Source organism: Microterricola viridarii (assembly GCF_900104895.1).
In the GTDB taxonomy this organism is placed as follows: Bacteria; Actinomycetota; Actinomycetes; order Actinomycetales; family Microbacteriaceae; genus Microterricola; species Microterricola viridarii.
Map to the genome: position 1 here is coordinate 942,767 of NZ_LT629742.1, position 12,029 is coordinate 954,795.

General features: G+C 72.7%; 8 protein-coding genes. 7 read left to right on the forward strand and 1 reads right to left on the reverse strand.

Annotated features, from left to right (window positions below):
* The first annotated feature begins 83 nt into the window (after positions 1 to 83).
* From BLT62_RS04330 to BLT62_RS04360, 7 genes are all read left to right on the forward strand, one after another.
* On the forward strand, positions 84 to 1,661 hold the full coding sequence (locus BLT62_RS04330; RefSeq protein WP_231919339.1) for an FAD-dependent monooxygenase: 1,578 nt from the start codon (positions 84 to 86) through the stop codon (positions 1,659 to 1,661).
* A complete protein-coding gene (locus BLT62_RS04335; RefSeq protein WP_083362962.1) occupies positions 1,651 to 2,886 on the forward strand; it encodes a DUF3500 domain-containing protein in 1,236 nt (411 codons plus the stop codon). The genes BLT62_RS04330 and BLT62_RS04335 overlap by 11 nt, the downstream gene beginning before the upstream one ends.
* A complete protein-coding gene (locus tag BLT62_RS04340; RefSeq protein ID WP_083362963.1) occupies positions 2,883 to 4,091 on the forward strand; it encodes a CaiB/BaiF CoA transferase family protein in 1,209 nt (402 codons plus the stop codon). Before BLT62_RS04335 ends, BLT62_RS04340 begins: the two co-directional genes overlap by 4 nt.
* Positions 4,088 to 5,653, forward strand: coding sequence for a carboxyl transferase domain-containing protein (locus BLT62_RS04345; protein WP_197675165.1), 1,566 nt, complete (start codon positions 4,088 to 4,090; stop codon positions 5,651 to 5,653). Before BLT62_RS04340 ends, BLT62_RS04345 begins: the two co-directional genes overlap by 4 nt.
* A 109-nt stretch (positions 5,654 to 5,762) precedes the next feature.
* Positions 5,763 to 6,704 (forward strand): alpha/beta hydrolase, encoded by a 942-nt coding sequence (locus tag BLT62_RS04350; protein ID WP_083365300.1) that lies wholly within the window; start codon positions 5,763 to 5,765, stop codon positions 6,702 to 6,704.
* A complete protein-coding gene (locus BLT62_RS04355) occupies positions 6,701 to 9,112 on the forward strand; it encodes an alpha-L-rhamnosidase (RefSeq protein WP_156786239.1) in 2,412 nt (803 codons plus the stop codon). Before BLT62_RS04350 ends, BLT62_RS04355 begins: the two co-directional genes overlap by 4 nt.
* A gap of 27 nt (positions 9,113 to 9,139) precedes the next feature.
* Positions 9,140 to 10,753, forward strand: a complete 1,614-nt coding sequence (locus tag BLT62_RS04360; RefSeq protein ID WP_083362964.1) for a glycoside hydrolase family 43 protein — start codon at positions 9,140 to 9,142, stop codon at positions 10,751 to 10,753.
* Between the two features lie 88 nt (positions 10,754 to 10,841).
* Here the strand turns inward: BLT62_RS04360 and BLT62_RS04365 are convergent, their stop codons facing one another.
* Positions 10,842 to 11,924, reverse strand: coding sequence for a quercetin 2,3-dioxygenase (locus tag BLT62_RS04365; protein WP_083362965.1), 1,083 nt, complete (start codon positions 11,922 to 11,924; stop codon positions 10,842 to 10,844).
* Positions 11,925 to 12,029: the final 105 nt, after the last annotated feature.

Below are 12,029 nucleotides of genomic sequence, written 5' to 3' on the forward strand. Positions count from 1 at the left end.
GCGCTGCCCGACTTCGTGCCGGTGCTGATCGTCGGCGGGGGCCGAGCGGCCTGTTCCTGGCGGCCGACCTCGACCGGCGCGGCGTGCAGAGCCTCGTCATCGAGCCGCGGGACGCAGTGGACCATACCCGCCCGAAGGCGAAGACCACCAACGCCCGCACCATGAGTCACCTGCGCCGGCTCGGCCTGGCCGCGCCGCTGCGGAGCGCCGCCCCGCTCACGGCCGACTACTCAGAAGACGTCATCTTCTGCTCGAGCCTGACCGGTCACGAGCTGGCCCGCTTCCGCAACGCGTTCCAGCTGGCGCGGGGTCGCTACGAGCTGCAGCCCGAGTGCGGGCAGCAGGTCTCGCAGCCGATCGTCGAGGAGGTGTTGCGCGCCGGCGTCGACGCCTCGCCGCTGGCCGAGCTCGCGACCACCCTGCGGGTCGAGCGCATCGACGCCGCACCGGGGCGCCGGCCGCGCGCCCTCGTCGTCGACGAGGACGGCGCCTCCCGCTGGGTCGAGTGCGAGCACCTCGTCGGCGCGGACGGCGGCTCCTCGCTGGCGCGGCACGAGCTCGGCATCGCCATGGAGGGCGGCTCGGCCGCCAAGTCCAACTTCAACTTCCTGTTCCGCTCGGAGCGCTTGGCCGAGGCGATCGCGCTGGAGCCTGCCGTGCAGTACTGGGTGCTCCGGCCGTCGGCGGCCGGCATGATCGGCCGGATGGACCTCGAGTCGACCTGGTGGGTCATCATCCAGAACATCGAGCCCGACGCGCACCCCGACCCCGCAGCGTTGGTGACGGAACTCGTCGGCACCGACGTCGACATCGAGGTGATCGCGACCGACCGCTGGACGGCCAGGATGCTCCTCGCCGCCAGCTACGGCCGCGACGGCGTCTACCTGGTGGGCGATTCCGCACACCTCAACCCGCCGTGGGGCGGCCACGGCTTCAACACCTGCGTCGGTGACGCGGCCAACCTCTCCTGGAAGCTCGCGGCCAGCCTGGCAGGCTGGGCAGGCGAAGGCCTGCTGGCCAGCTACGAGCACGAGCGCCGCCCGATCGCGGCGCGCACCATCGCGGATGCCGCATCGAACGGCCGCAGCCTGGCCTCCGACTTCGCCCACAGCGTGCTCGACGACGACACGGATGCCGGGGCCGAGGCCCGCCGGCTGATGGCGCAAGACCTCGAGGTCAAGCGCAGCGAGTTCAGCTCGCTCGGGCTCGTGCTCGGCTACCAGTACCCCGGCTCGCCCATCGTCGTCGACGACGGCTCGGAGCAGATTCCCGAGCACCCGATCCACTACACCCCGTCGACCCGGCCCGGCAGCCTGCTTCCGCACGTCTGGGTCGGCGAGGAGTCGCTCTACGACGCCATCGGCCAGTGGTTCACGCTGTTGGTGGACGCTGCCGAGCCTCGCCTGGCCGAGTTCGCGCAGGCCGTGGACGCGGTGCGGGGGCAGACCGGGGTGCCGCTCACGCTGCTGCCGCTGGACTTCTCCGCCCACCCCGAGATCCCGTGGCAGGCGGCCGCCATCCTCGTGCGTCCGGATCAGCACGTCGCCTGGCGCGGCGACGAGCCGGCAGCGGTGGCGGAGGCAGTCGCGGTCGCCGTCGGACGCGCCTCGGCGGCATCCGACACCCTGGACGAGCTGGAGGGCACCCACCGTGGCCGATGACGACTTCCGCGCACACCTCTTCCCCGTTGACGACCCCCGGATCAGCGCGTTCCGCGGGCTCAGCTATCGCGAGTACGCGGAGGCGGTCAAGAGCGACCCGTTCGCCGGGCCGATGATCGTGGACTGGGCCACCCGCTACCCGGTGCCCTACCGCGGCGTGAGCCACGACGGCAACATCACCTCGCAGCCGCTGGCTGAGCTGCGCGCCGGCGAGGCCGCCCCCAACGCGGCCATGGTCGCGGCCGCCGAGCTGCTGCTGGCCGGGCTCTCCGCGCGGCAACGGGCCGACATCGGCTACCCGCTGCGCGCCAGCCAGTGGCGCAGCTGGGCCAACCCGGAGTTCCTGCAGCACGACACCGGCCTGCGCCTGGAAGACCTCGACCAGGTCTCGCGGCACCGCGCGCTCGAGCTCGTGCGCGCCAGCCTCAGCGAGCAGGGCTTCGAGTCCGTGAAGACCCTGATGTGGGTCAACGGCTACCTGGGCGAGACGATCGACCTCGCCAACGTCATGAACGACGCCAGTTACAACGTGGCCATCTATGGGACGCCCTCGACGAGCGAGCCGTGGGGGTGGCAGCTCTTCGGCCACCACCTGGCGCTCAACTGCGTCGTCGACGGCGAGCGGATGACGGTCTCGCCCGCGTTCCTTGGAGCGGAGCCCTCGCTGATCCTGGAGAGCCCGATCGGGCCCGTCGACGTCTTCGGGGCGCGCATCGCCCACGCCAGGGCGCTGATGGCCGGCCTGACACCGGCCGAGCAGGCCGAGGTGCTCAGCTACCCCGAGATGGTCGACCCGGCGATGCCGCTCGGCCGGCTGCACCCTGGCGATGAACGCCACCTCGGCGGCTGCTTCCAGGACAACCGCATCGTGCCGTTCGAGGGGATCCTCGTCGGCGACCTCGACGAGCCGACGCGCGCGGAGGTGAGCGCGGTCGCCGCCGCATTCCTCGACCACCTGCCCGCCGGCGTCGCCGCGGCCCGGCTGCGCGAGATCGAGTCGCGCTACGACGAGACCTGGTTCTCCTGGATCGGCGGCTGGGGCGCTGAGGACGCGTTCTACTTCCGGATCCAGAGCCCCGTCGTGATGCTGGAACTGGACCACCACTGCGGCGTCTTCCTCAGCAACCGCACCCCGGCGCAGTTCCACGTGCACACCGGCATCCGCACGCCCAACGGCGGCGACTACGGCGGGCTCCTACGCGCGCCAGAGGCCGGCGCCTCGTGAGCGGGCAGGCCGGTGCGCTCGCCGGCACGGTCGTGCTCGACCTCAGCCGTGCCCTCGCCGGGCCGCACGCCGGCATGATGCTCGGCGACCTCGGCGCCCGGGTGATCAAGGTGGAGGCCCCGGGCAGCGGCGACGACACCCGCGGCTGGGGGCCGCCGTTCCTCGGCGAGCCCGACGCGGAGGAGTCGAGCTACTTCCTCTCCTGCAACCGCAACAAGGAGTCGATCGCGCTCGACCTCAAACACCCGGACGACCGCCGCGTGCTGGACGGCCTGATCCTCGAGGCTGACGTGCTGATCGAGAACTTCCGCACCGGGGTGATGGACCGCCTCGGATACTCGAGCGCCCGGCTGCTCGAGCTGAACCCGCGCCTCGTCATCCTCTCGATCACCGGCTTCGGGCACGACGGTCCGGAGGGCGGCCGCGCCGGCTACGACCAGATCGCCCAGGGCGAGGCCGGGCTCATGTCGATGACGGGCTCCGGCCCCGACGACCCGCAGCGGGTCGGCGTGCCGATCGGCGACCTGCTGAGCGGCATCTACGGCGCCTATGGGGTCGTCGCCGCGCTGCTCGAACGCGCAGAGACGGGCGCCGGCGGCGTCGTGCGCACCTCCCTGCTCTCCGCACTCGTCGGCGTCCACGCCTTCCAGGGCACCAGGCAGACGGTCGCCGGGGAGACCCCGCTGGCCCAGGGCAACCACCATCCGTCGATCGCCCCCTACGGGCTGTTCCGCTGTGCGGGCGGCGCCGTGCAGATCAGCGTCGGCAGCACGGCGCTCTGGGAGCGCTTCTGCGGGCGCTTCGGGCTGGATGCCGGCGCGCCCCGCTTCGCCACCAACGCCCTGCGGGTGGCGAACCGCGACGCGCTGATCGAGATCGTGGAGGCGGCGTTCGCGCCCTTCGAGGCGACGGATCTGCTCGGCCAGCTCGAGGCGGCCGGGATCCCCGCCGGCCGGGTGCGCACCCTCGACGAGGTCTACGCCTGGGACCAGGTCGCCTCGCAGGGCCTGCTGCTGGATGTCGAGCACTCGAGCCTCGGACCGCTCACCCTGCCCGGCCCGCCGCTGCGCTTCTTCGGCACCGACGACGAGGTGACGTTCCGCGGGCACCGCGCGCCGCCCACGCTCGACCAGCACGGCCCGGCGATCCGCGCCTGGATCGCGGAGCGCCAGCTCCCCGAAAAGCAGAGCGCCGGCATTCTGTGAGTTCCACGCGCACCCGTTTGCCCTCCCTCAGCGCCGGCGAGCTGCTCGAGCTCGTCGCCGACGCGGGCAGCTTCCGCTCCTGGGACGCGGCCGTGCCGCCCCGGCACGTGCAGCCCGGCTACGCCGCCGACCTGGAGCGGGCCCGCGCCCGGAGCGGATGCGACGAGTCGGTGCTGACCGGTGAGCTGCGCATCGACGGGCGCCGCGTCGCCGTGCTGGTCAGCGAGTTCGGCTTCCTCGGCGGCTCGATCGGCGTCGACGCCGCGGGCAGGCTCATCGCCGCCATCGAGCGGGCGACGCGGGAGCGGCTGCCGCTGCTGGCCGGACCGGCATCCGGCGGCACCCGGATGCAGGAGGGCACGGCCGCGTTCGTGGCCATGGTCGGCATTGCCGCGGCGATCGCCGAGCACAAGAGTGCCGGCCTGCCGTACCTGGTCTACCTGCGGCATCCGACCACGGGCGGGGTGATGGCGAGCTGGGGCTCGCTCGGTCACGTGACCGTGGCGGAGCCCGGGGCGCTGCTCGGCTTCCTCGGCCCACGCGTCTACGCGGCCCTCTACGGCGAGCCGTTCCCCGACGGGGTGCAGACGGCCGAGAACCTCTACCGCAACGGCGTGATCGACGGCGTGATCGCGCCCGCCCAGCTGCCCCGGCTGGTCGCCCGGCTGCTCTCGGTGGTCGCGCCGCCAGAGGGCGCAGGTAGCCTCGGGGGAGACAGCGGGCAGTGCGACGGTCAGTACGACGGTCCCGCCATCAGCGCCTCGGCCTCCATCGCCGCCTCGCGGGCGCGGGCGCGCCCCGGCGCACGCACCATCCTGCGCCACGCCGCGCGAGACATCGTGCCGCTGAGCGGCACCGGGCAGGGCGAGGCCAGCGAGGGCCTGCTCCTGGCCATCGCCCGCTTCGGCGCCGTGCCCTGCGTCGTGATCGCACAGGACCGCTATGCCCAGCGCGCGGGCGCGCCGTGGGGCCCGGCCGCACTGCGACAAGCCCAGCGCGGCCAGCGGCTCTCGGCCGAGCTCGGCCTGCCCCTGGTGACGATCATCGACACCCCGGGCGCCGCCCTCTCCCGGGAGGCGGAGGAGGGCGGGCTCGCGGGCGAGATTGCGCGCACCCTGGAGAGCCTGGTCGGGCACGAGCAGGCCACGGTCGCCGTGCTGCTCGGCGAGGGAACCGGCGGCGGCGCGCTCGCCCTGCTGCCAAGCGACGTGACGATCGCCGCCCAGCACGCCTGGCTGGCCCCGCTGCCGCCAGAGGGCGCCAGCGTCATCATGCACGGCGACACGGCGCACGCCTCCGCCATGGCCGAAGCCCAGGGCATCGGAGCGGTGGCGCTGCGCACGGCCGGGATCGTGGACTGGGTGGTGCCGGAACGCCCGGATGCCGCGCTGGAGCCCACCGAGTTCAGTCGGAGGATCGGCCGGGTGATCGAACGGCAGCTGCTCGAACTGGCCGCGGCCACGCCCGCCGAGCGGCTGCGCCGACGCCGGGGCCGCTACCGCGCGTTGGTGCGGCTGCCCGGGCAGGCGGCAGACTCAGGACGGGACACCGTCGGTGAATAGCAACAACAGACGCATCAGCCACAGCAGCACCAGCGGCACCAATGGCACCAGCAACGTGAACGTCAGCACCGGCGTGGATTTCAGCACCAGAGAGAGTGGAGGCCAGCAGATGGCACCGGAGAAAGTCAGCGCCCCGCACACCGACGGCCAGGCCCTGCGCGAGCAGCCGGGCATCGAGTTCGCCCCCGGACTGCTGCTGGACATCGTGCGCCCCGCCGACGACCGGGCCCTGCCGGCGATCATCTGGCTGCACGGCGGCGCCTGGCGGATGGGCGACCGCAGCTGGCGGCCCGACTTCGCCCGGTACTTCGCCCGCTCCGGCTTCGTCATGGTGAGCATCGACTACACACTCTCCGGCGACGCCGTCTTCCCGCAGCAGCTCCTCGACGTGCGCGCCGGCATCCGCTGGGTGCGCGAGAACGCGGAAGCGTACGGCATTCTGGCCGACTCGATCGGGCTCTGGGGCTCCTCGGCCGGCGGGCACCTCGCCGCCCTGGCCGGGCTGCACGGCGGGGCCCCGGCAATCTTCGGTGAGCCGGAGGGCGCGGGCAGCGCCGCCGTGCAGGCGGTCATGGACGGCTACGGCGCCGGCGACCTGCTTGCGCCCGACCAGGACAACCCGCCTACAGCCGGCCTGCTCGGCGGCTCGCCCGGCGAACGGCGCGAGCTGGCAACGCTGGCGAGCCCGGCGCGCACCGCGGTGACGGGCGCCCCGCCGTTCCTCATCATGCACGGCGCCGCAGACGACCTGGTGCCGGCCAGCCAGAGCATCGCGCTCTACAAGGCGCTCGCCGCGGGCGGGACGGACGCCACCCTCTACCTGATCGACGGCTTCGGCCACGGCTTCCTCAACCCGGCCGGCCTCGACGAGGTGGCGCCCGGCCCCCGCCTGGACTCCGGCCGGCTCGAGGCCGACCCCACGGCCACGGCCGAGCTGCGCAGCACGAGCGGCCGGGCCTGGCCGGTGTCGGCCACGTTCGAGGTCATCGAGCAGTTCTTCCGTGAGCACCTCGACAGCACCTCGAACACGACCACCGGGGCCGAGGCGTGAGCACGGTGAGCACGGCGGATGCCCTGACCGCAGCCCTGGCATCCGCGCAGTGGATCTCGCCGTATGAGCCCGTGCCGCACCCCGCCGGGCAAAGGCCGGCCCACGAGCTGGCCGGCCGGTTCCACTGGGACGGCGCGGCCCCAGAGACAGGCGCAGACGCCGGCGCAGAGGCCGTCGTCTACGCGACCGCGCACGGCGTCTACGAGCTCTTCGTCAACGGCGTCCGCGTCGGCGACGAGGAGCTCTCGCCCGGCTTCAGCTCCTACCGCAGTCGGCTGCAGGTGCAGCGCTGGGAGATCACGGCGCTGCTGCAGCCCGGCGAGAACTCGGTCACGGTGCTGCTCTCCGACGGCTGGTTCCGTGGCCGGCACGGCTTCGTGCGGCGGGCGGACGGCTTCGGCACCGACACCGCGTTCCTGGCCGCCGTGCTGCTGGAGCCGAGCACGGGCGCGGCCCGGCCGCTGCTGGCGACCGGCGCCCACTGGGAGTCCCGCCCGAGCCACATCACCCGTGCCGACCTGATGGACGGGCAGCGCATCGACCTCCGGTTGGAGGGACCGGACGCGCCGGGGCGGCCCCAAGGCGCGGTGCTCTCGACCGACCCGCTCTGCGACGACCGCACCCGGCTCGTCCCGGCCGAGGCCCCCGCGGTGCGCCGCATCCAGGAGCTGAGCCCGACACAGATCAGCACGCCCGGCGAGGGCATCACCGTCGTCGACTTCGGACAGAACATCAACGGCTGGGTGCGCCTGCACGAACTCGGCCCGGCCGGCACCCGCACGGTGCTCCGCCACGGCGAGGCCCTGGACGATGCGGGCCTGTTGCTCGTGGAGAACATCCGGGCCTTCGACTTCGCCACCCGCGCGGTGCTGCCGGCCGGCCAGGTCGACGAGGTCATCTCGGCCGGCCGGGCGGGCGACATGTTCGAGCCCCGGCACACGACCCACGGCTTCCGCTACGTGCAGATCGAGGGCGCCGCCGGCCCGATCGGCATGGGCGACATCCTGGCCATCGTCGTGCACAGCGAGCTGGCGCGCACCGGTACATTCACCGCCAGCGACCCGCTGCTGAACACGCTGCACGACGTCGTCGACTGGAGCTTCCGCGGCAACGCCTGCGCGGTGCCGACCGACTGTCCGCAGCGGGAGCGCTCCGGCTTCACCGGCGACTGGCAGGTCTTCGCCGACACCGCCGCCCTGCTCTATGACGTGGCCGCGTTCAGCGAGAGCTGGTCGACCGACCTGGCCGCCGACCAGTGGGCCGACGGCCGGGTGCCCACCGTGGTGCCCAACCCGGCGGGTAACAGGCCATCCGGCAGCGCGTTCGAGGACATGGCGGCCGGCTCGGCCGGGTGGGGGGATGCCGCGGTGCTCGTGCCGTGGTCGATGTGGCGCGCCTACGGCGACCGGGTCGCCCTGGCGCGCGCACTGCCGTCGATGCGGGTCTGGGTCGAATACGCCGCCCGCTCGGCCGCCGCCGGCCGGCACCCCGACCGGGCAGCGGAGCGCCCGCTCGAACGGCCGCACGAGCGCTACCTCTGGGACACTGGATTCCACTTCGGCGAGTGGCTGGAGCCAGACACCCCGCCCGCGCCGGACCCCACCGTCGACCACGGCATCGTCGCGACCGCATTCCTGCATCGATCGGCCCACACGCTCGCGCTGGCCGAGGCCGCCGTCGGCCGGCCCGCCGATGCCGAGCACTACAGCCGGCTCGCCGAGAACGTGCGCGCGGCCTGGTGCGCCGAGTACCTGGCCGCCGACAACACGCTCAGCGAGGAATCGCAGGGCCACTACGTGCGCGCGCTCGCTTTCGGCCTCGTTCCGGAGGAGCGCCGGCAGGCCGTCGCCGACCGGCTGGCCGCCCTGATCCGCGAGAATGGCACCCGGCTCGGCACCGGGTTCCTCGCGACCGGCTTGCTGCTGCCCACCCTGGCGGATGCCGGACACCTCGACCTCGCCTACGAGCTGCTCTTCGCCCGCGACATCCCGTCCTGGCTCGGCATGATCGATCACGGTGCCACCACGATGTGGGAGTGGTGGGATGGCGTGACCCCGAGCGGGGTGCGCGGTTCTCTCAACCATTACAGCAAGGGGGCCGTCGCTTCCTTCCTCTACACGCACGTCGCCGGCATCCGCCTGGCCGAGAACCCGGAGCCCGGCGCGGAGGCGTACGGCACGGTCGTCATCGCCCCGCAGCCGGGCGGCGGCCTGAGCTCCGCCGCCGCGAGCGTGCACACCCGGCGGGGAACCATCGGCGCCGAGTGGCGGATCGAGGGCGGCACGTTCCGGCTCACCGCCACGATCCCCGCCGGCGTCACCGCCGAGGTGCGGCTGCCGGACGGATCGCGCGTGAGCGGGGTCGGCGGCGGAACCCACAGTTACACCGTCGCCGCCGCCGGCCGCTGACGCCCGAGCACCGGAAGGCACTTCAGCATGGCGAGTTACACGAACCCCGTCGTCAGGGGCAACGCCCCAGACCCCTCGGCGATTCGAGTGGGCGACGACTACTACCTGGCCACCTCCACATTCGGGCTTCTGCCGGGAATCGTCATCCGACACTCGACCGACCTCGTGAACTGGCGCATCATCGGCCATGCCGTCACCCGGCCGGCGCAGTACCGCCGCGACGGCCAGCCCGGCCCCATCGTGTTGTTCGCGCCGACGCTGCGCCACCACGACGGCCGCTTCTACCTGGCCACGACGAACGTCGCTGACCGACAGGGGAACTTCTACGTCACCACGGAGGACCCGGCCGGCGAGTGGTCGGACGCGATCTGGATCGACGAGGCGGACTTCGGATTCGACCCGTCGCTCTTCCGCGACGACGATGGCGTCTGGTACTACACCCGGCGCACGCTGGAGTTCCGCGAGGATGGCAACCTCGGGGCCATCGTGCAGACGACGATCGACATCGACACGGGAGTCATCGGCGAGTTCCAGCCGATCACGGCCGACCACCGCGGTTTCGTGACCAATGACATCGAGGGCCCGCACCTCTACAAGATCGACGGACGGTACTACCTGAGCGCCGCGGAGGGCAGCAGCTGGAAGGGGCACATGCAGACGATCGGTCGCTCCGACTCGCCGTGGGGTCCGTTCGAGCCCGCCCCGCACAACCCGATCCTCTCGCACCGCGACCGCGTCGCCCACCCGATCCAGTCCCTCGGTCACGCCGAGCTCGTCGACACGGCGGACGGCGACTGGTGGGCGCTCAGCCTCGGCACCCGGCATGCCGGGATCGCCCTGCACCACAACCTCGGCCGCGAGACCTTCCTCACCCCAGTGCGCTGGGTGGACGGCTGGCCGGTCGTCGGCACAGCCGACGGCACGACCGGCGGTTCAGAGTTGGAATTCGACGGCCTGACGCTGCCGGCCGGCCAGGGCAGCGTGGATCGGGGCAGCGTGGACCAAGCAAGCGTCGGCCAGATCGCCGACACCCTGTGGACGCGCGGCTGGAGCACCCTCGGCGTGCCGGCGGCCGGGCTCGATGAGCACGCCGGGGACGCGCGGATCGAACTCCCCGCCGGCGCGCGGCTCGAGGGCGCGGATGCCGGACCGATCGGCGCCCTGCTGCTGCCGCAGACCGAGGACAGGCAACGCTTCAGCGCCACGGTGGCGGCCGACTCCACCGCGGTGGCCGGCGTCGCCGCGTTCGCGACGCGCGGGCACCTCTACTCTGCTGTCGTCGAACAGGGAGAAAGTGGCAGACGAATTGTCTTCAGTCGGGCCGTCGACGACCTGCGCACAGAGACGGTGACGCCGATCGCACCGGACGGCGACGTCGTGCTCCGCATCGACGCCGGCGAGAGCACCTATTCCTTCAGCGCCGAGGTCGACGGCGTCACCAGTGAGCTCGGGGCCGGCTCCGCGCGGCTGCTGTCCGCCGAGACTGCATCCTGGTTCGTCGGCGTGCACTTCGCGCTCGTGGCGATCGCGGATGCCGCCGCGGGTGCAGGCACGGGGCACACCGATGCCGCCGCGGTGTTCCTCGACGTGATCGTCAGCGACACCCCGGGGGAGGCGCCCAGCCTGCACATGGAGTTCTGACCCGGCGCGAAACCCGGGCAACGAAGAACGCCGTTGCGGATTCCGCAGCGGCGTTCGTCGTTGCCCGGCCAGCGCAGCCGGACGAGGGCTAGATGTCGAGCCCGGCGACGCGCTCGGGCGGCGGGCCGACGACCACCAGGTCGAGCTCGGCCTGGGCGCGGCCGAAGCCGGGGCCGTTGAAGCCGGGCACTGCGCCCTCCGTGTAGATCGACTCCTCGGTGGGACTGAAGACGTACTCGAAGAACGGCTCGAAGATCGAGGGGGCCAGCACGCCCACCATCCGCGCGTAGGCGGTTTCGTAGGCGTAGGAGTGGATCGTGCCCGCCGGGGCGTGCACGAAGTCGCCCTTGCTGAGCAGCACCTCGCGCCCGTTCACGTGCAGGCGCACGCGGCCGTCCAGGCAGATGAAATTCTCGGTGTGCTGCTGGTGGAAGTGCAGCGGGATGTAGCCGGAGCGCGCGCCGCTGGACTCCACCGCGAAGTAGCGCCCGCCGGTGTTGGCCCCGCGGGACATGTAGCTGTGCATCTCGTCGGCTCCGAGGTAGCGCTCGCCCTCGCCGGCGCTCAGGAAGAACGCCTCCTCCGTGCGAGGCAGGCCGGCGTGGCGGGCGCCGGCAGCCGGCTGCCGCGCGGCGTCGAAGAGCGGCACCGCGGTGACGTCGACGCCGAACTCCTCGCCGACCGCGCGGAACTCGTCGAGCGAGACGAGCCGCTCGGCCCGGGCCGGGCGCACGTGCGAGGCCGTCGGGGTGCCGAGGCGGCTGAGCAGCTCGAGCGAGTGACCGGGCGAGGACCAGAGCAGCAGGCGGTTCTCGCCGGCAAGCATCCGGTAGGCGAAGGAGGTGCCGGCCGGGATGACGACCTCGTCGCCCGGGGAGAGCAGGCTCGTCTCGGAGCCGAGCCAGACCTGCACGAGGCCGTCGAACACGATGACGGTGCGGTGCTCGGCGGCATCCGTCGTCGCGGGCAGCTCCGCCCCGCGCCCGCCGGAGAGGTACGCGGCACCGAAGAGGTCGCCGGTGTCGACCGGGCGGGCGATCACCGTGAGCAGCTGCCCGTTGAGCAGGAACCGATCGCCGTGCCCCGCCGCCATGACATACGGCAGCTGCGCCCCCGGGAGCGCGTTGGCGATCGGGACGTGGGCCCCAGGCTCGAGCAGGGTGGATGCCATCGATGTCTCCTCATTGAGTCGTGTGTGCGCCCCCACCAGAGAGGGCAGCAGCCTTCATTGTTCCCGAGACGGGCCGCACAGAATACGTTCCTTCCACTGAATGGA

Coding starts and splice junctions, on each gene's coding strand:
- BLT62_RS04350 (WP_083365300.1), top strand. CDS start 5,763: ATGGCACCGGAGAAAGTCAGCGCCCCGCACACCGACGGCCAGGCCCTG.
- BLT62_RS04360 (WP_083362964.1), top strand. CDS start 9,140: ATGGCGAGTTACACGAACCCCGTCGTCAGGGGCAACGCCCCAGACCCC.
- BLT62_RS04365 (WP_083362965.1), bottom strand. CDS start 11,924: ATGGCATCCACCCTGCTCGAGCCTGGGGCCCACGTCCCGATCGCCAAC.